Origin of the sequence: Pseudomonas syringae, assembly GCF_021606685.1 — a bacterium.
GTDB classification, from domain to species: domain Bacteria; phylum Pseudomonadota; class Gammaproteobacteria; order Pseudomonadales; family Pseudomonadaceae; genus Aquipseudomonas; species Aquipseudomonas syringae_R.
This window is the reverse complement of the sequence record NZ_WKCB01000091.1, coordinates 1-21301: the sequence shown is the minus strand read 5'-3', so window position 1 is coordinate 21301 and position 21301 is coordinate 1. Positions and strand designations below refer to the sequence as shown.

Genomic DNA, 21301 nt, shown 5'->3' with positions numbered 1-21301 from the left:
GGTGTGCAGTGGTATCTGGGCCGCCTGGCGGGCAATTCCACCAGCACCACCGTGGCCAACGCTTCTGGCAGCCAAGGCGCGTTGGGCGGCGGCGGGGCAGGGCTGGGGGCGGATTCGTTGTTCTATTCGTTTGTCAGCTCCAACCTGCAAGTAGCGTTGCACGCGCTGGAAACCAATGGCCGCACGCAGGTGCTGTCGGCGCCGTCGCTGGTGGTGATGAACAACCAGCCGGCGCAGATTCAGGTGGGCGATAACATTCCCATTAGCCAGACCACCGTCAACACCGGCACCTCCGATACCACCTTGAGCAGTGTCGAGTATGTGCAGACCGGGGTGATCCTTGATGTGGTGCCACGGATTAATCCGGGTGGGTTGGTGTATATGGATATTCAACAGCAGGTCAGTGATGCGCAGGAGCAGACGTCTAATAGCGATACGCAGAATAATCCGCGTATTTCTACGCGCTCGGTGTCGACGCAGGTGGCGGTGCAGAGTGGGCAGACGGTGCTGTTGGGGGGGTTGATCAAGCAGGACAACGCGGAGTCGGTGAGTGCGGTGCCTTATCTGGGGAAGATTCCGGGGTTGCGGTGGTTGTTTGGGAATACCAGTAAGTCCAAGGATCGCACCGAGTTGATTGTGCTCATTACTCCGCGGGTTATCACCAGTAGCAGCCAGGCGCGGCAGGTGACGGATGATTATCGCCAGCAGATGCAGTTGCTGAAGCCGGCTAACTGAAGACACGCGATTGAGGGGGCTTGCTCCCGATGGCAGTCTTTCGGTGTGCATATCCGTTGTTGTCATAACGGCCACCTACGGTTCCGCTCTTACAGCGGGTCACTTTTGGAAGGACCCAAAAGTAACCAAAAGGTCCTCGCCCCACCACTCGGCACCTCGCCTCCGGCTCGGTGTGCCCGCCCGCAACCTTGAATCCGTGGGCCGCCGCGATGGGCCATCCTTGGCCCAGCGCGGCTAACCCGGCGTCCTGCCGGGTTACCCACGGATTCAAGCCCGCGTGCGGCCAGCGTGGTTAATGGGGCGCCTCAGATCAAGATCAAAAGCAGAGCACGGCGGCCTGACAGCCGACCTGAGTGGTGTAGAGCAAAAGCGCAGGTTGTGGGCTGGCTTGGCGGCCTTGAACCCGACCGGAGTTACGTCTGTTGATTGCGGTAAAAAATGTGGGAGGGGGCTTGCTCCCGATAGCAGGGGGGCAGTCACAGATGCATTGGCTGGCACACCGCCATCGGGAGCAAGCCCCCTCCCACATTTGAACCGAGTAAGGCTTCGAGAATCAGGCCGGCTGCCAGGCCGCCTCGCTGTGTTTTTGATCCGGCCCTTACATCCTTAGCGCAGGTTGTGGGCTGGCTTGGCGGCCTTGGATCTGACCGGAGTTACGTCTATTGATTGCGGTCAAAATGTGGGAGGGGGCTTGCTCCCGATAGCAGTGGGGCAGTCACAGATGCATTGGCTGACACACCGCCATCGGGAGCAAGCCCCCTCCCACATTTGAACCGAGTAAGGCTTCGAGAATCAGGCCGGCTGCCAGGCCGTCTCGCTGTGTTTTTGATCCGGCCCTTACATCCTTAGCGCAGGTTGTGGGCTGGCTTGGCGGCCTTGGATCTGACCGGAGTTACGTCTGTTGATTGCGGTCAAAATGTGGGAGGGGGCTTGCTCCCGATGGCAGGGGGGCAGTCACAGATGCATTGGCTGACACACCGCTATCGGGAGCAAGCCCCCTCCCACATTTGAACCGAGTGAGGCTTCGAGGATCAGGCTGGCTGCCAGGCCGCCTTGCTTTGTTTTTGATCTGGTCCTTACATCCTTTGCGCGGGTTGTGGGCGGGCTTGGCGGCCTTGGATCTGACCGGAGTTACGTCTATTGATTGCGGTCAAAATGTGGGAGGGGGCTTGCTCCCGATGGCAGGGGGGCAGTCACAGATGCATTGGCTGACACACCGCTATCGGGAGCAAGCCCCCTCCCACATTTAAACCGAGTAGGGCTTCGAGGATCAGGTCGGCTGCCAGGCCGCCTCGCTTTGTTTTTGATCCGGCCCTTACATCCTTACCGCTGACGAAGTCAGCGATCTTTTGATCTGAAGCTTTTGATCGTGACCTTGATCTTAGGCGCCCCATAAAAACACGCTGCCCTCACTCCGGCTTGAATCCGTGGGCCGCCGCGATGGGCCATGGATGGCCCATCGCGGCGGCCCACGGATTCAAGCCGGAGTGAGGGCACACCGAGCCGGAGGCGAGGTGCCGAGTGTTGGGGCAAGAGCCCTTTGGTTACTTTGGGGCTTTTCCAAAGTGACCCGCCGTAAGGGCGGAACCAATATCAGCCCTGACCCCAACAACGGATATGCCCCCATGCCAATCTCAAAAAGACATCACTTTTATGAATAAACAAATTCAAAAATAATAAAATTAGAGAATATTAGCTTATACCCAAATAGCATTATATTTTCAAAACCCATTCCGTTATGTTTGATCGCAACAGCCTACCCCTGACCTCGGATGGTACCCAGCGTGATTCAGATTCTGCGCGCCACAACCGGGTAAAAACCCCGCGGCAGAATCGTTGGAAGGGAGCTCAACGTATGTTGCCGATTCAACCCCCTCGCTTGCCCCACACCTAGCCCCAAATCGCCGAAACACCCTGGCACCCCCCGAGCACCGCGCCCCACCGCGTGACTGCCCGACTTCGCGATTTGGACCGTTTGGAGTGGCTATGAAGCAAGTCTTACACCCGACCACCGTATTGGCACTCGCCCTGCTGGCAAGCACCGCCCAGGCCCAGGACGACAGCACCCTGTCCACAGTAGTGGTCACCGGCAACCGTGGCGCCGAACAACGCACCGTCACCAGCAGCCCGGTGCCGATCGACGTGGTCAGCGCCAAGCAATTGCAGAACACCGGCAAGCCCGGTTTGATGGAAGCCCTGAGCGCAGTGATCCCCTCACTGACCCTGCCGGAAAAAACCGGTTGGGACGCCAGCGGCATTGCCCGCGCCCCCAACCTGCGGGGCATGAGTGCCGCCGAGGTGCAGGTGCTGGTCAATGGCAAGCGCCGTCACACCGCCGCTACCTTGAACATCAACGGCATCAACACCGGCGCCGCCCCGGCCGACCTTGACCTGATCCCCATCAGCGCCATCGACCATGTCGAAGTCCTGCGCGATGGCGCCGCCGCCCAATATGGCTCCGATGCCATTGCCGGGGTGATCAACGTGATCCTCAAGGCTGACACCAGCGGCACCTCGGTGACCAACGCCGGCATTGGCTATGACGGTAAAAAACAGACCGTGCAACAAAGCCTCAACAAGGGGTTCGAGATCGGCAATGGCGGCATCGTGCAGCTGGCGCTGGATGCGCGTAGCCAGAACGATGACAACAAGGCCAGCGCCAACGGCTACACCTACGACCAGGCTTACGAGCAGGCCGGTCGCTCCACCTACGGCGGCTACGGCACACCCAAGACCAACCTGCTGACCCTGGGCTACAACGCCGAGTTGCCGATCGACGACAGCTTGAGCCTGTATTCCTTCACCACGTATTCGCGGCGCAAAGCCGAGCAGGGCCAGAATTTCCGCCTGCCGACCATCACCAACACCATCACCACCGGCCCCAACGGCTACCCCGGCGGCTACACGCCGACCTGGTTTATCGATGAGGACGATTTCCAGGCCGCGTTCGGCGGCAAGGGTACGGTCGGCGAGTGGGACTGGGACTTGTCCACCACCTACGGGCGCAACGACGCGGAGCAGGGCACCACTCACAACCAGAACCCGTCCCTGGGCGAGGCCACGCCGAATCACTTCACCTCCGGCACCTGGATTTCCACCGAGCTGACCACCAACCTCGACTTCAAGCGCGGCTTTGATATCGGCCTGCAAAAGCCGCTGGACCTGAGCTACGGCTTTGAGCATCGGCGCGACACCTATGAGGTGCAGGCCGGTGACTACGAGTCCTACGCCAACGGCGGTTATTGCGTGGCGCCGGGCAATTGCGCGTCGTCCGGGGCCCAGGTCACCAATGGTATTTCGCCGGAAGAAGAAAGCAGCGCCTCGCGCAACAGCCTGGCCAGTTACGTGGATGTCGGCTTCAACCCGGTGCCGGACTGGTACGTGGGCACGGCCTTTCGCTACGAACATTACAACCAGGGCGTGGGCGCCACCCGCAGCGGCAAGCTGACCACCCGTTACGACTTCAACCCGCAGTTTGCCGTGCGCGCCACCGTGAGCAATGGCTTCCGTGCACCGTCCCTGGCCAACAGCCTGTTCAGTGCGCGCTCCACCACCTATGGCGTGGTGAATGGGGTCTACCAGTCGATCAACTACGGCGTATTGCCGGTGGGCTCAGCCGCTGCCCAAGCGCTCGGCGCCCAGGAACTCAAGCCTGAGCGCTCGACCAACTTCAGCCTCGGTTTCACCCTCACGCCCACCGATCGCCTGAGCTTCACCGCTGACGCCTACGTGATCAATTTGCGTGACCGCATCACCCTCACCGGCACCTTGCTCGGCCCGGAAATCACCCAGGTGCTGCAGAACAACGGCATCACCTCTACCTCCGGGGGGCAGTACTTCATCAACGGTGCCGACACCCGCACCAAGGGCCTCGACCTGGTCGGCAACTACAACCAGGACCTGGGCCAATACGGCGCGCTCAAGTGGACAGCGGCGTTCAATTGGAACCAGACCAGGATCCTCAGCTACAAGCAAAACACCACGATCCTCGGCACCTCCTATGAACTGATGGACCGTGAGGCCCGCAACCTGATCACCGGTGTGCAGCCCAGCACCAAGCTGATCCTGGGCGGCGACTGGAGCTACGAGCGCTTCAACCTCAACCTGGCCCTGACCCGCTACGGTTCTTACAAAGAGGTCAACGTCTCGGCTGACCGCAGCCTCGACCGGGTCTACAGCGCCAAATGGATCACCGACCTCGACCTTGGCTACAGCCTCACCAAGAACCTCAACGTGGCCATCGGCGCCAAGAACCTGTTCGACGTCTACCCCAAGAAACAAGGCGTGCCCAGCAGCACCATGGTCAGCAGCTACGGCACCTATTCGCCCTTCGGTTTTACCGGCGGGTACTACTACACCCGCTTGACCTATGCCTTCTGAGGCCGAGGAATACACCATGCCCATTGTCGCCAAATCCTATGACCTGATTGACCCGCCCAGCCCGGTTCGCCAGGCCCGTGTTTCCACACCGATCAAAGCCCTGCAGGTGGTACCGGCCCGGCACCCCTGGCGCTGGGCGGGGTCGATCTTTGCCGCGCTGGTGCTGCTGACCATCGTGCACTCCCTGGCCACCAACCCGCGCTGGGAGTGGGGCGTGTTCGGCCAGTGGTTTTTCTCGCCGTCGGTGCTGCGCGGCCTGGGCCAGACCCTGTTGCTGACCCTGCTCAGCACAGTGTTCAGCATCATCCTCGGCACCGCCCTGGCGCTGGCGCGGCTGTCGGGGTCGCCGCTGTTGGCGGCCCTGGCCTGGGGTTACATCTGGTTCTTCCGCTCGATGCCGGCGCTGCTGGTGCTGATCATCCTCTACAACTTTGCGTATCTGTATGACCACATCGTGGTCGGCGTGCCGTTCACCGGCGTGGTGTTTGCCGAGTGGTCGACGGTGGATGTGCTCAGCCAATTCACCGTGGCCGTACTGGGCTTGAGCCTGATGCAGGCAGCCTACGCGGCGGAGATCATCCGTGGCGGCCTGATCGGCGTCGACGCCGGCCAGCATGAAGCGGCCGCGGCCCTCGGTTTGCCGGCCTCGCGCCGCATCTTCCGGATCATCCTGCCCCAGGCGCTGCGCTCGATCCTGCCCTCGGGCTTCAACGAAATTATTGGCCTGGTCAAGGGCACCTCCATCGTCTACGTGCTGGCCCTGCCGGAGCTGTTCTACACCGTGCAGGTCATCTACAACCGCACGCAGGCGGTGATCCCGTTGCTGATCGTGGCGACCGTCTGGTACCTGATCATTACCACCGTGCTGACCAGCGCCCAGTACTACGTCGAGCGGCATTTCGCGCGCGGCACGGCAAGGGTGCTGCCGCCCACGCCGTTGCAACGCCTGCGCCGCTGGCTCAAGGAGAAAACCCATGAGTGAAGCACGCGCCGGCCGCATCCAGATCCAGGGCGTGGGCAAACGCTTTGGCAACCAGCAGGTGCTCAAGGACATCGACCTGACCATCGACCCAGGCAAGGTCACGGTGATTCTCGGGCCGTCCGGCTCGGGCAAATCCACGCTGCTGCGCACCATCAATCACCTGGAAAAAATCGACAGCGGGCACATCACCATCGACGGCGAATACGTTGGCTATCGCCGCAAGGGTGACCTGCTCTACGAACTCAAAGAACGCGAGATTCTCAAGCGCCGTATCGACGTGGGCTTCGTGTTCCAGAACTTCAACCTGTTCCCGCACCTCACCGCCTGGGAAAACGTCGCCGAAGCGCCCCTGGCCCACAAGCGCTGGAGCAAGGCCGAGGCCCAGGGCAAGGCAAGTGAATTGCTGGCCAAGGTCGGCCTGGCCGACAAGGCCGACGCCTACCCGCGTCAGCTTTCCGGTGGTCAGCAACAGCGCGTGGCCATTGCCCGCGCGCTGGCGCTGGACCCGAAAGTGCTGCTGTTCGATGAACCGACCTCGGCCCTCGACCCGGAACTGGTGGGCGAGGTGCTCGACGTGATCAAGGGCCTGACCCAACTGGGTGTGACCCTGGTGATCGTCACCCACGAGATCGGCTTTGCCCGCGAGGTCGCCGACCACGTGGTGTTCCTCTGCGACGGCCAACTGATCGAAGAAGGCCCGCCAGAACAGATTTTCCGCCAACCCCGACATCCCCGCACCGTGGCCTTTCTCGGCAAGGTGCTTTAGTTAACGGAGTGACTGCCATGTTTATCACGACTGCCCGCGTAACCTTGCTGGCGCTTGCCGTCAGCACCGCGCAAACCGCGTTTGCTGTGCAACAGGTCGACCTCAGCCCCGACCGCGTGCGCATCCATGTGCCACGCAACGAAGCGGCGATCGCGCAGATCCCGCCGGGCTTCAAGTTCGCCCAGCCGGGCAAGTTCACCGTGGCCGTGTCCGGTGTGGCCGGGCCGCCCCTGGCGCTGCTGGCCAACGACGACAAGACCACCATCGGCAGCGAAGCCGACACCGCGCAACTTGTCGCTGATAGCTTGGGCCTGCAACTCAACGTGGTGCAGACCAGCTGGGAGGACTGGCCGCTGGGCGTCAGCTCGGGCAAATACGACGCTGTGATCAGCAACGTCACCGTGACCGAGGCGCGCAAAAAGCGTTTTGACTTCGCCACCTATCGCCAGGACGTGCTCGGTTTTTACGTGAAGGCCACCAGCAAGATCAGCGAGATCAAACAGGCGGCGGATATCGCCGGGCTCAAGATCATCGTCGGCTCCGGCACCAACCAGGAAAAAGTCCTGCTGGCCTGGAACGAGGCCAATGAAAAGGCCGGCCTCAAGCCCGCGCTGCTGCAGTACTTCGATGACCAGGCTGCCGCGCAACTGGCGGTGCAGTCGGGGCGCAGCGATGCGCTGTTCGGGCCCAACTCGGTGTACGCCTATTCCGCCGCGATCACGGGCGGCATCAAGCGCGTCGGCACCGTCAACGGCGGCTGGCCGTTGCAGGCGGATATCGCCGTGACCACGCGCAAGGACAACGGCCTGGTCAAGCCGATCCATACCGCCCTCGAAGGTGCGATTGCTGGCGGCCAATATGAGCAGGTGCTGCAACGCTGGGGCCTGGACGTGGAGCGCGTCGACAAGTCGCTGATCAACCCACCGGGCCTGCCGGATTAAGGAGTATTCGACATGGGACTGACACGACGTGAAGCGTTGTCCAGCATCGCTGCGGTGGGCGGCGAAAAAGCCGTCAAGGACGCGCTGGCAGTATTGGGGCTGGGGCCATCATCACACCGCCGCCCGCAACCGCTGAAACTCAAGGACGGCCTGGGGCAGGGCACCCGTGTGCTGGTGCTGGGCGCCGGTATTGCCGGGCTGGTCACCGCCCTGGAACTGACCCGCGCAGGCTTCAGCGTGCAAGTGCTGGAAGCCCGTGACCGGGTGGGCGGGCGCACCTGGACGATCCGTCAGGGCGACCGCGTGGACTACAAGGATGGCCGTACGCAAACCGCAGCGTTCGACCAAGGGCATTATTTCAACGCCGGGCCGGCCCGCATTCCCAGCCAGCACCGCACCATTCTCGACTATTGCAGTGAGTTGGGCGTGCCGCTCGAAGTGCTGGTCAACAGCAGCCACGGTGCCCAGGTACGGCCGGATGTGAGCCAGCCGGCTTTCACCGTCGGCCAGGCGATCAACGATGCGCGCGGGCATCTGTCCGGGTTGCTGGCCAAGGCCGTGCAACGCGACGCCCTTGATGACGTCTTGAGCGGCGAAGAACGCACGCGCTTGCTGGCGTTTTTGCAGGTGTACGGCGACCTGTCCCAAGAGCTGGCCTTTGAGGGCACGATCCGTTCCGGGCACCTGGAATCACCCGCGCACCCTGGCGCGTTGCCCGCCGCGCGAAGCCCGCTGGCGCTGGATCAACTGCTGCACCCGGAGCTCTGGGGCGCGTTGCTGCACACCGAGTTTCCGGAATTTTCGGCGACCATGTTCCAGCCGGTGGGCGGTATGGACCGCATCACCGATGCCTTCTACGAGCGCGTGCGCGATCACGTGCAATTGGGCGCCCAGGTGCGCCAGATCCGCCAACTGGAGGACGGCGTGGCGGTGACCTACCACGACCAGCGCAGCGGCCGCGAGCAGGTTGTGCGTGCCGACTATCTGGTCTCGACCTTGCCGTTGCCGCTGCTGGCCAAACTCGATACCGACTTCAGCGACCCGATCAAGGCCGCCTTGCTCAGCACCCGCAGCGACCAGGCGACCAAGGTGGCGTGGCAATCCCCGCGCTTCTGGGAAACCGACTACCGCACCTATGGCGGCCTGTCCTGGATCGAACACCCGGCGCGTCTGCTCTGGTACCCGAGCAACGACCTCAACACCCGCGAAGGTTTGCTGGTGGCGGGCTACGTGACCGGGGAGGGTGCCGACGCGTTTGGCGCGCGGCCGCTCGACCAGCAGTACGCCACCTCCAAGGAAGCCGTGGAACTGCTGCACCCCGGTTACTCAAAACACCTGCGCCACCCGCTGGCGGTGTCCTGGGAACAGATCCCCTTCAGCGAAGGCCCGTGGCTGCAACGCGAACACTTCCCGGCTGACGCCAGCAGCCTGCTCGAAGCCGGCCACGGCCGCGTGTACTTCGCCGGCGACGGCCTGGTGCAAAGCGGCGTGGGCATCTGGCAGGAATCGGCCGCCAACTCGGCGCGGCATGTGGTCGCGCAACTGGCAGAACGGGTTACCCAACACACTTATCTTGCGGCCGTGGCCGCGTCCTGAGGAACCACATCATGAGTGACAGCATTCAACGCACCAGCGTCGGCGATTTCCCGATCTCGCAAACGGTTACCGTGCCAGCGTCAGCCAGCCTGATCTTTGTCAGCGGCACCTTGCCGGACCTGGCTGACCCGAACGTCCCTGGGGTCTACGGCAACACTGAAGTCCAGACGGTGTCGGTGTTCAACAAAATTCGCCAGATCCTGCGCCAGCAGGACCTCGACCTGGGTGACATCGTGCAGCTGCGCGTGTTTTTGGTCGGTGCCCAAGAAACCGACGGCAAGCTGGATTTCGCCGGCTTGCAGCGCGGTTATACGCAGTTCTTCGGTACGCCCGAGCAACCGAACAAACCAGCGCGTACGGCTTTGCAAGTGGTGGCATTGCCGCTACCCGGTGCCCTGGTGGAAGTCGAAGCCATCGCCGCCCGAGCCCACTGACCCACGCGATCAACACGGCGGGAGCGGGGTGGCTCGCGAAGGCGGTGAATCAGGCACCCGATGCGTTGACTGAGCCTGCGCATTCGCGAGCAAGCCCGCTCCCACAGTGTTGATTGGGTTTCCCCAATGATGTCCCGCTATTCCAGGAGCCTTTGTATGTCTACTGCCCCTCGGCAACTCAAGTTCGGCGCCATCCTCACCGGCGTCGGCACCGCGCAGGACGAATGGCTGCACCCGCAGATTCCAGGCACTGCCAGTGTTGATATCGACTGGTACCGCGCCCAGGCGCGGCAGGCGGAAGCGGCCAAGTTCGACCTGGTATTCATCGTCGACAGCCCCTACATCACCGCGGATTCCGCCCCGCATTTTCTCAACCGCCTGGAGCCATTGACCCTGCTGTCGGCCATCGCCGGCGCCACCTCGAAGATCGGCCTGGTGGCGACCCTGACCACCTCCTACACCGAACCCTTCAACGTCGCCCGCCAGTTCGCCTCCCTGGACTTGATCAGCGGCGGCCGCGCGGGTTGGAACGTGGTGACCACCGGGCTGGAAGGCGCCGCCGGCAATTTCGGCCGTGAACAACACATCGACCACACCGAACGCTACCGCCGCGCGGCTGAACACCTGGAGGTGGTGCAAGGGCTGTGGGATTCCTACGAGGACGATGCCTTTGTGCGCGATAAGGCGCGCAAGGTGTTCCTCGACCCGCAACGCCAGCACCGTCTCGACCATCAGGGCGAATTCTTCTCGGTCACCGGGCCATTGAATATCCAGCGTTCGGCCCAGGGCCAGCCGGTGATTTTCCAGGCGGGTATTTCCGAATCGGGGCGCAGCCTGGCAGCCCGGTATGCCGAGGGGATCTTCGCCGGCGTGGGTAATTTCGAGGACGCCCAGGCCTACTACCGCGACATCAAACACCGCACCGCCGCCGCCGGGCGCAACCCCGATCACGTGACCATCCTGCCGGGCATTTCGCCGATCATTGCCGACACTGACGAGCAAGCCCAGGCCATCGACCGCGAACGCAACGGCGAGCTGGACCTGAACAAAGCGCTGGTGCAACTGGGGCGGCCATTCAATTATCACGACTTCAGCCAATACCCGCTGGACGCACCCTTCCCGGAACTGGGCGACCTGGGCAGCAATGGTTATCGCGGGCATGCCGAAAACATCAAGCACGTTGCCCGCGAGCAGGGCCTGACCTTGCGCCAGGCGGCGTTGCGCTTTGCCAAGCCGTTCTCCAGTTTTGTCGGCTCGCCCAAGACGGTGGCGGATGAAATCGAGCGCTGGTTTGTCGAGGGCGCGGTGGACGGCTTCAACATCCACGTAGGCGCACCGGATGACTTTGCGCGTTTTACCGACCAGGTACTGCCGCTGCTGCGCGAGCGTGGGTTGTTTCGCAGTGACTACAGCCACAGCACCCTGCGCGGGCATTTGGGGTTGCCGGTGCCGGTAAATCGACACACCGCAGCGCGTGAGGTGGCGGCGTAACGGTCACCACCGTTTCCAGCGACCCTGTTGTTTGAGGGTCGCGATGATGGTTTCGCGCTGGTGGCGCAGTTCGACCGACTTTTGCCTCAGTTCGCGGCAGCGGCCGCTGTTGAGGATCAGCAGGCCGATGAGGGGGGCGAGCAACGCCATGGAGTAAAGGTAAGTGTTGGGACGCCAGAAAATGGCGGGGAGGGATACCATCAGGCAAAGGAGATAGATCGCTACATTGATCCAGGCCCACTGGATGCGGCCGTATAGCGCTTGCGCTTTGGCGAGGGCAAATACTGCACCCAAACCCATACCGCCAAGAAAAGATGTCTTGGCGGCAAAATCCAGGGGGGATCTAGAAAGATAAGTCATGATCGCCAGGATCGCCGTCAACCCTATCGAGAAACACCCGACAAGCGCATCGCCTCCTATTACCGGCATATACCGTTTGAGCAATTGCCATGGGTCCTCAATAAAGGCTGTTGAATAACAGTGGCGCTCTTCCTTTCTCTGGGGGGTCATTGATTGACCTCCTCATATAAACCCAGGGCCAGCGTCTTGACGTTTCCAGACATTGCGCTACTGGTGAAGCTCATTGAGGCGGCTACGACATCTATTATGTGGGCTGCGGTTGCCTGTCGCATGCGGGTGGCACTGATACCTTTGGAGATATTCCCGGATGCTTTTTCCAGCTTCAGCAGTTTGGGCGTTAGCCTCGGGTCTCGGATTCTCAGCAACTCATCGTTCAGTTTCTTCCGTTCCTGACGACTCAGGCCTTTGATTACTTGACGTGTAGTTTTGCCGGTAATTTTCGTAGAGGTGGCAACGACTTTCACGGTGACCGATGTTGATGTTGCAACGCCCAGCAGAGCAATTGTGTCCAGCACTGCTGCTGCGGCCTGATACCAGGAATCGTCATCCAGATAATCATTGAGTTGAGGAAAGGCTGACTCAGTCCCTGTTCGTATAACGCCCGCGATGCATTGAACTGAACTTGCAATCGCTGCAGCCTTGCCAACAAACGAAATCACGGCACTGGCCCCCGCAGTAAAAGGCATCAGTGCCACCCCACTGGTAACCGCCACCCAACTCAACAACGCCCCAGCACACGTCACCGCCGTATTCAGCGCCTCGGCCACCAACCTCGACTCCCGAGGCTCATGTTCCAACATCCGCTTGAACTCCACAGCCCCCACATACCGGGGCGCTTCTCGCAGCACCAGCTTGATCGGCTGCACCCTGCACAGCGCCTGGAACTCACGCAGAACCACCAAGTTGAACGCCTCATCGATATACACCACCCCGGCGCCAATCAGGGCAGGGTCTGCATCGATGGCGAAAAACAGACGGCGCAGGTCGAGGCTGCTTTCAAGGCGTTGGCGTGTGCTGAGGTGGGCCGAGGGGAATCCATCCTTGAGCAGCGCGGCAGTCATTCCTTAACTCCTTTTTTGCGGGAGTTGAGAGAGTAATGACGTACACATAGGGATGAATGTCGGAAGGTTCGCCATTTTCAGTAAGGCCGGTCTTGAACTCGCTTTGACGGCTTGTGAACCCGATGCCCGTTGAGGAAAAGTGCACCCCACGTCACTACCGGCGCACAGCGGGACAGGGAGTACACATGGCCGTCGACATGTTTTTGCAACTGGGCGATATCAAGGGTGAATCACGCGATCAGGCCCACAAGGACGAAATTGATATCACCGAGTGGGCGTGGGGGTTATCGCAGACGGGCTCGATGCACTCGGGCACCGGGGGCGGCGCGGGCAAGGTCAATATCGCCAACCTGAACCTGAAAAAACCGCTGGATAAATCCAGCCCCAACCTGATGATGGCCTGCGCCAGTGGCAAGCACTATCCCCAGGCGAGACTGGTGGTGCGCAAGGCGGGCGGCGCCAGCCCGGTGGAGTATCTGGTGATCACCTTGAAGGAGGTTATGGTGGTGTCCTACGGCACCGGCGCGGACAGCAAGGATGATGTGCTCTACGACACCCTCGCGCTGAATTTCGCCACCGTCGACGTCAGCTATCAGCCGCAGAAAGCCGACGGTGCCAAGGACGGTGGGCCGGTGAAGTTTGGCTGGAATATCCGGCAGAACGTCAAAGCCTGATGGCCGCTGAATTATTCGCCAAAGCCTACAATCGCCTTGGTTTCCAGGTACTCCTCAAAACCATGCACGCCGTACTCGCGGCCATTGCCCGAACGCTTGTAGCCGCCAAACGGCGCCATTGGATTCCACGCGGGGTAGTTCAGGTGCACTTGCCCGGCGCGAATACGCGACGCCACGGCGCGTGCCTGCGTCAGGTCCTGGGCCTGAACGTGAGCGCCCAAGCCGTAGACCGTGTTGTTGGCGATGGCCACCGCCTCATCGATGGTGTCATACGCGATGATGCACAACACCGGGCCAAAAATTTCTTCCTGGGCAATACGCATGGCGCAGTCGACGTGAGAGAACACGGTCGGGCGGGTGAAGAAGCCCTTTTCAAAACCCGGCACACGCCCGGGCCCACCGCAGAGCAGTTTCGCGCCTTCGTCCAGGCCTGCCTGGATCATGGTTTGCACGCGGTGGAACTGCGCTTCGTTGGCAATCGGGCCCAGTTGCGTGGCGTGCGCTTGCGGGTCACCGACGATCAGGGCATTGGCGGTCTCTGCCGCCAGCGCTTCGACCTCGGCCAGGCGGTTTCTGGGCACGATCATCCGTGTCGGTGCGCTGCACGATTGGCCTACGTTGCGAAATGCCGACAGCACGCCCAATGGCACGGCTTTGGCGAAGTCAGCGTCGGGCAGCAGCACGTTCGGCGACTTGCCGCCCAGCTCCTGGGTCACACGTTTCACCGTAGGCGCGGCCGCCTGCGCAACCAGTGCGCCTGCGCGATTGGAACCAGTGATGGAAATCATGTCGATGTCGACATGCGCGGCAATGGCGGCGCCGACCTCGGGACCGCTGCCGTTCACCAGATTGAACACACCGGGCGGCAGGCCTGCGTCATGCACCAGTTGGGCAAACAGCAGTGCGCTGAGCGGCGACAGCTCGCTGGGTTTCAACACCACGGTGCAACCGGCGGCGATGGCCGGGGCGACCTTTGCGGTGATTTGATACAACGGCCAGTTCCACGGCGTGATCAGGCCGCACACGCCGATAGGTTCGCGTTCAATCGCAGTGCCGTCCTTCACTGTCTGGAAGCGGTAGCTGGACAGCAGGTCACGGGCGACTCGCACGTGCTCGGCCGCCAGCGGCACCTGCATGGCCCGCGCAAAACTGATCGCCGCGCCCATTTCCAGGGACACGGCCTGCGCCAACTGCTCTTTGCGCTCAAGGATCAGTTCGTAGATCTTGCCGAGGACCTTTGCACGCGATTCGGCGGGGGTCGCAGACCAACCCGCAAACGCCGCACGTGCAGCCGCAACGGCGCGATCAACGTCTGCGGCGGAGCCGCGTGCCACCTGTGCCACAACCTCTTCAGTGGCGGGGTTGACCACCGGCAGACTGGCCGGGACGGCGGGGGCAGACCACGCGCCGTTGATGTAAAACTGCGCAGACGTGTGTGGGTCAACGCTGTAGCTATTTGAAGAGTGTGTGGTCATCCAACAAGCTCCTTGGAGCGGTAATGGGCGCTGCGAACAGCACGGCCCTGACGTCTTGCTAAGCTAGCAAAACCGCTCAGGCCAAAGATGCCGTTATTGGCGCCTGCAAGGGATAATCTGCTGAATCTGCCCGGCTGGCTTGGCATCCTGACGGTCCCTAGCCGATCGCTTGAGTGACCAGCGCAAACTGCTTGATCCCGTCGCGCGATTGAGGCGGCGTACCCAGTACCATCCGTGGCGCTCTGTCCACGCAGGGCAAGCCCAGACGCTCAAGCCAGTCGGCCAAACCGCTCTCGGCCAGAATGTCGAAGCGCACGAAGGCATCGGGGATCAAGCGCAGCAGGTGGGTTATCAACTGTTGTGCCTGTTCCAGGTTTTGCGCGACCACCGGCCCGATGATATGCCCACGACCAAATCGACGGAGCAGGGCGCAGCCCTTGAGTTGGCCCAGCACCTCGATACCCACCACCTGCTCGGCGGTCGGCAGCAGGTCGTTGAGCACTTGAGTGCGGTCCAGGCCACTGCCCGCGTTGGCCAACGCGATTACCTGCGGGTACTCGCCCAGGCTCAGCACCCGACACTGCGAGTGGTTGAGCAACGGCAACGACAGCGGCGCCGGTGTCTGCGGCACGCCCTGATGCTGCTGAATGCGCGCGAAGTCGATAAAACCCATGCTTTTGTACAGCGGCGCGCCTGACTCGGTGGCGTTAAGGATCGGCGTTCGCGGGGCTGCTGCGTCCAGGCACAGGTTCATCAACTGGCGGCCGATACCTTTGCCCTGGTGCTCATCACTCACGATCACCAGGCCGATGGAGGAGTAGGCGCCCTGATGGCAGGCGAACGCGACACCCACCAACTGGCCGTCGTATTCGGCGACGAAACCCTGCGACGTACGCTGCACCATGGCCCAATCCTCCTCGCGGTGCGGCCATTTGAGGTGCACGGAAAGCGCGTGTGCGGCGGGCATGTCTGCCGCATTGACGGTGCGATAAACGTAGGCGTGGCTCATATCAGTTTTCCTGTGGTGGGGGCGTTTGCAGGCACCGTCGAAGGTTGGGTAAACCGGCGGATATCGAAGGGGCTGATCAGGGTGCGGGTGCTGCCGGTGCTGATCAGTTCGGCCATCACGTCCCCTACACCAGGGCCCAGCTGGAAGCCATGCCCGCAGAAGCCGAACGCATAAAACAGCCCGTCGACGGCGCCGCTTGGGCCCATCACCGGCAGGGAATCTGGTGTGTAGCTCTCGATGCCGCTCCACACGCGGATAATGTTGAGTTTCTCGGCCCCCGGCAGCAGCCGTTTCATCTGACGCATTTGGTTGAGCAGGCTCTCGGGCTTGAAAAACGCGCGGCGGTTGATCATGTCCGGCGTGCAGCGGGCGCCGCCGCCGATGATGATGTTGCCGCGCGGGATCTGCCGAAAGTAGATCACCTCTTCCTTGATCTTGGTAAACACGCCAATCACGGTCGGCAAGGCATAGGGCACCGGCTCGGTGACTGACATCTGCGGGCCGTTGGGCTCCAGCGGCACCGGCTCGCCCAAGCGTTCGGACAACCTCGCCGCCCAGGCACCGGCAGTAATCAACAATTGCTCGGCGGCAAACAACTGCCCATCGGTGGTGGTGACGTGGAACAGGCCATTGACCTTCTGCACGTCAGCCACTTCCGTTCGTTCCTCGATGCGCGCCCCCAGCCGTGTGGCCGCGCGGGCAAATGCCGGGGCCGCCAGGCGTGGGTTGGCGTGGCCGTCGTGGGGTGCGTAGGAGCCGCCCTTGACGTCCGGGCCCAGGAAGCCGAAGCGCCGATGCAGCTCGGCGCCACGGTAAATTTTCAGGTCCAGTTGCGCGGCTTCCGGCGCGGCGGCGTAGGCCTCCAGCTCGGCGATTTCATCTTCGCGATAACACACGCGCATGTGCCCACTGGGGATAAATTCGAGGTCATCGTCGATCAGCTCCGGCAGGCGTTTCCACAGCGCCCAGGAACGGTTGGCCAGCTCGAGCTGCCCCAGGTAACGCCCCTGGCGGCGGACGTTGCCGAAGTTGACGCCGCTGGCGTACTGGCCGATCTGGTCGCGCTCCAGCAGCGTGACCGAATGGCCGCGTCGGCGCAGAAAAAACGCTGAGGAGGCGCCCATGATGCCGCCGCCAATGATCAGTACATCGCTCTTTTGCGCGTTCATGCAGGCTCCCCTCGTGCGCCTCGGGCCACGGCTTCGATTTCGATCAGGTAGCCATGATGCAGCACTGGCACCGGCACCACCGCGCGGGCGGGCCGATGGTCGCCCAGGTAGTTGGCATATATGCGGTCAAAGGCGGGCCAGTGCTCGATCCCCACCACATACACCGTCACTTTGAGCAGGTCGCGCGGGCTCAGCCCTGCTGCCCTGAGGATTGCCAGCAGGTTGTCGAGGGCAATCGATGCCTGGATCTCGAACGGTTGATCGGCGCTGTGCTCGCCATTCGCGCGCACGGGCAGTTGCCCGGACACATACACCACGCCCGCATGGGCGATCGCCTGTGAATAATGCCCGCCGGGCGCTGCGGCGTCGGCGCTATGGATGACCTTGGGATTACCAGCCATGCAGGCGACTCCAGGTGTGCACCGCGCCGTCGGCGTCGAGGGCGTGATAGTCGGGGAACTGCGCGCCGGTGGCGCACGCATGGTTGGGCAGGATGCGCAGGCGGCTGCCGATGGGGAAGCGCGTGACGATGTCGTCATGGCTGGCGCTGCCCAAGGTGACGATGCCATGTTCCTGATTGGCGCCGGTGACCAGCGCTCCGTCGATCCAGTCGCCCGCTTCGCTGCACACCTGGCCGTAACCGAAGTCCTGGCGCTGGCGCTGGGTGCCGCGGTCACGGCTCATGGCCATCCAGCCAGCGTCGGTGATGATCCAGCCTTTATCCTGCTGATGGCCGATCACGCTGGTCAGCACGCTCAGTGCCAGCTCGTCGGCCTGGCAGACGCCAATGTTGTGCATGACCAGGTCGAAGAACACGTAGACACCTGCGCGCACTTCGGTGACACCCTCCAGGTTGCGTGCCGAGAGTGCAGTGGGCGTTGAACCGATGCTCACCTCGGGGCACGCCAACCCGGCGTCACGCAGTGTTTGCGCGGCGCGTACGCAGAGGGCGCGCTCCTGTTCTGCCAGCGCTTGCAGGGCCTGGGGGGTGTCCAGCTCGTAGCTGGAGCCGGCATGGGTCATCACGCCGCGCAGGCGCATGCCGCCCTCACTGAGGGTGCGCGCGACCGCCAGCAGCGCAGCGTCGTCAGGGGCGAGGCCGGAGCGATGGCCGTCGCAGTCAATTTCAATCCACACGTCGAAGCGTTCATCATGCTGCTGGGCGAACGCGACAATCGCCTGGGCGCCCTGAACGCTGTCGGTGAGCACGCTCAGGTTGCAGCCCTTGCGCCGCAGCGCCAGGGCCTGGGGCAACTTGCCCGGTGCGATTGCGACGGCATAGAACACGTCGCTGATGCCCTGGCTGAAGCAATGTTCGGCTTCCTTGAGGGTGGACACCGTCACCCCGCTGGCGCCGGCGGCGAGCTGCGCCTCGATCACCGGCAGGCACTTGCTGGTTTTGATATGCGGGCGCAGACGCACGCCGAGGGCGTTCATGCGGTGCTGCATGCGCAGAATATTGCCCTGCATTCGCGGGATATCGACGAGGGCTGCGGGCGTGTCGAGGGAGGCAGTGAGTGTGGGCATGACGGGGCTCGGGTGGCTGGGTACAGGCCGCACTCTACTCAGTGATCATTAAGTTGTGGTTCAATCGATGCTCATCAATCATTAAGTAAAATTGAATGATCTCCATCGAAGACTTGCGCCTGGCCGTTACGCTGGCACGCTCGGAGTCGCTCAGCGCGGCCGCCAGGGCCCTGAACGTATCGCCGCCGGCGCTCTCCATGCGTTTGCGCAAGCTGGAGACGCTGCTGGGGCTGACCTTGGCAAATCGCGACGCGCGGCGCCTGAGCCTGACGGCCGACGGTGAGCGGTTCTCGCGTGAGAGCGCGCTGCTGCTGGAGCAACTGGAGGCGCTGCCGGAGTCCTTCAGGCAAAAGGACGAAAGGCTGGTGGGCACCTTGCGACTGGCGGCGCCGTTCGGTTATGGACGCCAGCGACTCGCGCCGCTGTTGGCACGTTTCATACGGCTGCATCCACAGCTGTGCCTGCATCTGGATTTGCGCGAAACGCCTTGGCCCGACCGCCATGACAGCGACGCGGTGATTCACATCGGTCATCTCAATGACAGCCTGTGGACGGCTCGGCCACTCACGCCGAACGAGCGCTGGTTATGCGCCAGCCCGGCCTACTTGCAGGAGCACGGGACACCCTCGTCGCCGGACCAACTCACCGCGCATCGCTGCATTTGCATCCGTGAAAACGATGAAGATGTGACGCTGTGGCACCTGCGCAAGGGCCAGGGGCGCAAGACCCTGCGCATCGAACCGGTGCTGTTGAGCAACGATGGCAGCGTTGCCCGGCGCTGGGCCGAGCAAGGGCTGGGGTTGGTGTTGCGGTCGCAGTGGGATGTGAGTGACGCGATCGCCAGCGGCAACCTGGTCCGGGTATTGGCCGACTGGAGCTTCGACAGTGCGCCGGTCAACCTGCTGGTGCCCTCGCGCAAGCTTCGCAGCCCGCGCGTACAGGCGCTGGTGGCCTTTCTGGAAGAGGCGTTGAAAGCCTGATCGGCCGCCAGCGCTACGCGTCGAGCATTACTTGACGGCGTAGACCTTGCGCACATACACGCTGCTGGTCCAGGCGCAGGGCGCGCCGTGGGCGACGAACACCGTGTCACCCGGGTTGACGGTCACGGCACTGCCCGCGTCGTCTTGCAGCGTGACGCTGCCTTCCAGCAGGTGCATCAACTCATGCAATTTGTGCGGGCGGCCGTGGCGGGCGTAGGGCGTGGAGTCCCAGATGCCGATGCGTAATTGGGTGGCATCGTCGTCGAACAGGTTCAGCGCGCGGCACTGCGGCGCGGGGCCGATCAGGATCGCAGGCTCGGGGGCCGCCGAGGGGTTCAGCAGGGTGTGCGGGTCGAGAAAGGTCAGGCCTGGGCGGGCAGGGGCGCCGGGCAGGTCGAGGGCGCAGAATGCCCATTCACTGTGCTCACTCGCCTGTACGCGCAGGCGCGTGCCACGGCCGATCACGGCGCTCGTGCCGACGCCCAGTTCCAAGGTGTGTTCGGCGCTGCTGAGCACCACATGGCCGGCGTGCACCACCAGGGTTTCAGTGTGCGGGAAAGCTTCGATCTCGAGGGTGCCGTTGAAGCGCACCCGGCCTGCGGACACACCGTCGTCGCCGAGCCAGGCGCGTTGGCGACTGTCGCCAAACGGGTCCAGTGCGCTCAGGGCACCGGTGGTGAAGGGCGTGGCAACGCGGCTGCCGTCGGCGCGAGCCAACAGCAGGATTGAGGGAGATGACATGGACGTGCTCCGATAGGAAAGTCAGCTGATTGCTTGGGTGACCAGCGCAAAGGGTTGGACGCCTTGGCTGGCTTGCGGCGGTTTGCCCAGGGCCATCTGCGCGACGGTGTCGATGTTCTTGAGACCCGCTTGTTCGAGCCAGTCGCTGAGGCCGCAAGCGACGGGGATGTCGATGCGTACAAAGGCGTCCGGCACCTGGGCCAGCAAAACGGCGATCAGGTGCTGGGCCTGGTTGAGGTTTTCGGCCACCACCGGGCCGATGCAGCGCCCCCGACCAAACGGGCGCAAGAGTGCGAAGCCACGCAGCTGGCCATCACGCTCGATGCCCACCGCATGTTCTACCTGCAGGTCGCGCAGTACGTCGCGGCGGTCCATGCCGCTGGCGGCTTTGGCCAGCGCGAGCAGGGCGGTGTGATCATCGGCGGTGAGCGCACGGCAGGTTTCACCGTGGGCGAGGTCCGGCGCGGCAGGCACCAGCGCCTGGCCCTGGTGTTGTTGCACGCGTCCGAATTCGACAAACCCCTGGCTGGCGTACAGCGGGGCGCCAGCGAGTGTGGCGTTGAGCAGCGGTGTTCTTGAATCGCAGGCGGCGAGGGCTTTTTCCATCAGGCGGCGGCCGATGCCCTGGCCCTGGTAGTCATTGCTGACGATCACCAGGCCGATGGTGGCGTAGTCGCCTTGGGGGCAGGTGAAGGCGCTGCCGATCAGGCGTTCGTCGTGCATCACCACGAAGCCGTCGCTGACGCGTTGCAACATTGCCCAGTCTTCCAGGCGGTGTGGCCATTTGAGTTGCACTGACAGGGCGTGGGCAGCGGGGAGGTCGGCCACGGTCATTGGGCGGTAGATGTAGGCGGGGTGTGGCAGGGCGGACATGGCTAGCCTCCATAGAGCGTTGTTTTTTGTTGCGTCAGGGTGTTTGTATCCCACCTGGGTTGGGGGCTGGCAAGGGGGGCAGGGATATTCGGTAGATTCCTTGTGGG

At 62.7% G+C, this 21301-nt stretch carries 19 protein-coding genes; 10 read left to right on the top strand and 9 right to left on the bottom strand.

The annotated features are described in order from the left end of the window. From GIW02_RS23895 to GIW02_RS23860, 8 genes are all read left to right on the top strand, one after another. Positions 1 to 735 (top strand): type II secretion system protein GspD (locus GIW02_RS23895; protein WP_456362090.1); only part of this gene is annotated, 735 nt, incomplete at its 5' end. A gap of 1986 nt (positions 736 to 2721) precedes the next feature. Beyond that, positions 2722 to 5115: a TonB-dependent receptor gene (locus GIW02_RS23890; protein ID WP_236422113.1), complete on the top strand. Its 2394-nt coding sequence runs from the start codon at positions 2722 to 2724 to the stop codon at positions 5113 to 5115. A gap of 16 nt (positions 5116 to 5131) precedes the next feature. Beyond that, the gene (locus GIW02_RS23885) at positions 5132 to 6097 is read left to right on the top strand and encodes an amino acid ABC transporter permease (RefSeq protein ID WP_236417747.1); all 966 of its coding nucleotides are present in this window, start codon (positions 5132 to 5134) and stop codon (positions 6095 to 6097) included. After that, positions 6090 to 6863 carry an amino acid ABC transporter ATP-binding protein gene (locus GIW02_RS23880; RefSeq protein WP_236417746.1) on the top strand — a complete coding sequence of 258 codons (774 nt, stop codon included), beginning with the start codon at positions 6090 to 6092 and terminating at the stop codon, positions 6861 to 6863. The genes GIW02_RS23885 and GIW02_RS23880 overlap by 8 nt, the downstream gene beginning before the upstream one ends. A gap of 17 nt (positions 6864 to 6880) precedes the next feature. Beyond that, positions 6881 to 7804, top strand: coding sequence for an ABC transporter substrate-binding protein (locus GIW02_RS23875; RefSeq protein ID WP_236417745.1), 924 nt, complete (start codon positions 6881 to 6883; stop codon positions 7802 to 7804). Positions 7805 to 7816: 12 nt separating this feature from the next. Continuing rightward, positions 7817 to 9400, top strand: coding sequence for an FAD-dependent oxidoreductase (locus tag GIW02_RS23870; RefSeq protein ID WP_236417743.1), 1584 nt, complete (start codon positions 7817 to 7819; stop codon positions 9398 to 9400). A gap of 11 nt (positions 9401 to 9411) precedes the next feature. Next, positions 9412 to 9834, top strand: coding sequence for a RidA family protein (locus GIW02_RS23865; RefSeq protein WP_236417741.1), 423 nt, complete (start codon positions 9412 to 9414; stop codon positions 9832 to 9834). 156 nt (positions 9835 to 9990) lie between these two features. Beyond that, positions 9991 to 11325 carry an LLM class flavin-dependent oxidoreductase gene (locus GIW02_RS23860; protein WP_236417739.1) on the top strand — a complete coding sequence of 445 codons (1335 nt, stop codon included), beginning with the start codon at positions 9991 to 9993 and terminating at the stop codon, positions 11323 to 11325. 3 nt (positions 11326 to 11328) lie between these two features. On the opposite strand, the gene GIW02_RS23855 is transcribed toward GIW02_RS23860, so the two are convergent. Both GIW02_RS23855 and GIW02_RS23850 read right to left on the bottom strand, forming a co-directional pair. After that, positions 11329 to 11835 carry a hypothetical protein gene (locus GIW02_RS23855; protein WP_236417738.1) on the bottom strand — a complete coding sequence of 169 codons (507 nt, stop codon included), beginning with the start codon at positions 11833 to 11835 and terminating at the stop codon, positions 11329 to 11331. Beyond that, on the bottom strand, positions 11832 to 12746 hold the full coding sequence (locus GIW02_RS23850) for an NAD synthetase (protein ID WP_236417737.1): 915 nt from the start codon (positions 12744 to 12746) through the stop codon (positions 11832 to 11834). The genes GIW02_RS23855 and GIW02_RS23850 overlap by 4 nt, the downstream gene beginning before the upstream one ends. Positions 12747 to 12931: 185 nt before the next feature. Between GIW02_RS23850 and GIW02_RS23845 the strand changes: the two genes are divergently transcribed. Continuing rightward, positions 12932 to 13420 carry an Hcp family type VI secretion system effector gene (locus tag GIW02_RS23845; protein WP_236417735.1) on the top strand — a complete coding sequence of 163 codons (489 nt, stop codon included), beginning with the start codon at positions 12932 to 12934 and terminating at the stop codon, positions 13418 to 13420. An 11-nt stretch (positions 13421 to 13431) separates the two neighbouring features. On the opposite strand, the gene GIW02_RS23840 is transcribed toward GIW02_RS23845, so the two are convergent. The 5 genes from GIW02_RS23840 to GIW02_RS23820 form a co-directional block, all read right to left on the bottom strand. Continuing rightward, positions 13432 to 14895 (bottom strand): aldehyde dehydrogenase family protein, encoded by a 1464-nt coding sequence (locus GIW02_RS23840; protein ID WP_236417732.1) that lies wholly within the window; start codon positions 14893 to 14895, stop codon positions 13432 to 13434. A 157-nt stretch (positions 14896 to 15052) separates the two neighbouring features. After that, positions 15053 to 15904, bottom strand: a complete 852-nt coding sequence (locus GIW02_RS23835; RefSeq protein WP_236417731.1) for a GNAT family N-acetyltransferase — start codon at positions 15902 to 15904, stop codon at positions 15053 to 15055. Beyond that, positions 15901 to 17073 carry an NAD(P)/FAD-dependent oxidoreductase gene (locus GIW02_RS23830; protein ID WP_236422112.1) on the bottom strand — a complete coding sequence of 391 codons (1173 nt, stop codon included), beginning with the start codon at positions 17071 to 17073 and terminating at the stop codon, positions 15901 to 15903. Before GIW02_RS23830 ends, GIW02_RS23835 begins: the two co-directional genes overlap by 4 nt. Continuing rightward, on the bottom strand, positions 17070 to 17474 hold the full coding sequence (locus GIW02_RS23825) for a RidA family protein (RefSeq protein ID WP_236418391.1): 405 nt from the start codon (positions 17472 to 17474) through the stop codon (positions 17070 to 17072). Before GIW02_RS23825 ends, GIW02_RS23830 begins: the two co-directional genes overlap by 4 nt. Beyond that, a complete protein-coding gene (locus GIW02_RS23820) occupies positions 17464 to 18600 on the bottom strand; it encodes a DSD1 family PLP-dependent enzyme (protein WP_236418392.1) in 1137 nt (378 codons plus the stop codon). Before GIW02_RS23820 ends, GIW02_RS23825 begins: the two co-directional genes overlap by 11 nt. Positions 18601 to 18695: 95 nt before the next feature. On the opposite strand from GIW02_RS23820, the gene GIW02_RS23815 reads away from it, so the two are divergent. Beyond that, on the top strand, positions 18696 to 19580 hold the full coding sequence (locus GIW02_RS23815; protein ID WP_236418393.1) for a LysR family transcriptional regulator: 885 nt from the start codon (positions 18696 to 18698) through the stop codon (positions 19578 to 19580). A gap of 27 nt (positions 19581 to 19607) precedes the next feature. Here GIW02_RS23815 and GIW02_RS23810 read toward each other — a convergent pair whose 3' ends face one another. Both GIW02_RS23810 and GIW02_RS23805 read right to left on the bottom strand, forming a co-directional pair. After that, positions 19608 to 20321, bottom strand: coding sequence for a cupin domain-containing protein (locus GIW02_RS23810; protein WP_236422111.1), 714 nt, complete (start codon positions 20319 to 20321; stop codon positions 19608 to 19610). Positions 20322 to 20342: 21 nt separating this feature from the next. After that, the gene (locus GIW02_RS23805) at positions 20343 to 21194 is read right to left on the bottom strand and encodes a GNAT family N-acetyltransferase (RefSeq protein WP_236420056.1); all 852 of its coding nucleotides are present in this window, start codon (positions 21192 to 21194) and stop codon (positions 20343 to 20345) included. Positions 21195 to 21301: the final 107 nt, after the last annotated feature.

Coding starts and splice junctions, on each gene's coding strand:
- GIW02_RS23890 (WP_236422113.1), top strand. CDS start 2,722: ATGAAGCAAGTCTTACACCCGACCACCGTATTGGCACTCGCCCTGCTG.
- GIW02_RS23885 (WP_236417747.1), top strand. CDS start 5,132: ATGCCCATTGTCGCCAAATCCTATGACCTGATTGACCCGCCCAGCCCG.
- GIW02_RS23880 (WP_236417746.1), top strand. CDS start 6,090: ATGAGTGAAGCACGCGCCGGCCGCATCCAGATCCAGGGCGTGGGCAAA.
- GIW02_RS23875 (WP_236417745.1), top strand. CDS start 6,881: ATGTTTATCACGACTGCCCGCGTAACCTTGCTGGCGCTTGCCGTCAGC.
- GIW02_RS23870 (WP_236417743.1), top strand. CDS start 7,817: ATGGGACTGACACGACGTGAAGCGTTGTCCAGCATCGCTGCGGTGGGC.
- GIW02_RS23865 (WP_236417741.1), top strand. CDS start 9,412: ATGAGTGACAGCATTCAACGCACCAGCGTCGGCGATTTCCCGATCTCG.
- GIW02_RS23860 (WP_236417739.1), top strand. CDS start 9,991: ATGTCTACTGCCCCTCGGCAACTCAAGTTCGGCGCCATCCTCACCGGC.
- GIW02_RS23855 (WP_236417738.1), bottom strand. CDS start 11,835: ATGACCCCCCAGAGAAAGGAAGAGCGCCACTGTTATTCAACAGCCTTT.
- GIW02_RS23850 (WP_236417737.1), bottom strand. CDS start 12,746: ATGACTGCCGCGCTGCTCAAGGATGGATTCCCCTCGGCCCACCTCAGC.
- GIW02_RS23845 (WP_236417735.1), top strand. CDS start 12,932: ATGGCCGTCGACATGTTTTTGCAACTGGGCGATATCAAGGGTGAATCA.
- GIW02_RS23840 (WP_236417732.1), bottom strand. CDS start 14,895: ATGACCACACACTCTTCAAATAGCTACAGCGTTGACCCACACACGTCT.
- GIW02_RS23835 (WP_236417731.1), bottom strand. CDS start 15,904: ATGAGCCACGCCTACGTTTATCGCACCGTCAATGCGGCAGACATGCCC.
- GIW02_RS23830 (WP_236422112.1), bottom strand. CDS start 17,073: ATGAACGCGCAAAAGAGCGATGTACTGATCATTGGCGGCGGCATCATG.
- GIW02_RS23825 (WP_236418391.1), bottom strand. CDS start 17,474: ATGGCTGGTAATCCCAAGGTCATCCATAGCGCCGACGCCGCAGCGCCC.
- GIW02_RS23820 (WP_236418392.1), bottom strand. CDS start 18,600: ATGCCCACACTCACTGCCTCCCTCGACACGCCCGCAGCCCTCGTCGAT.
- GIW02_RS23815 (WP_236418393.1), top strand. CDS start 18,696: ATGATCTCCATCGAAGACTTGCGCCTGGCCGTTACGCTGGCACGCTCG.
- GIW02_RS23810 (WP_236422111.1), bottom strand. CDS start 20,321: ATGTCATCTCCCTCAATCCTGCTGTTGGCTCGCGCCGACGGCAGCCGC.
- GIW02_RS23805 (WP_236420056.1), bottom strand. CDS start 21,194: ATGTCCGCCCTGCCACACCCCGCCTACATCTACCGCCCAATGACCGTG.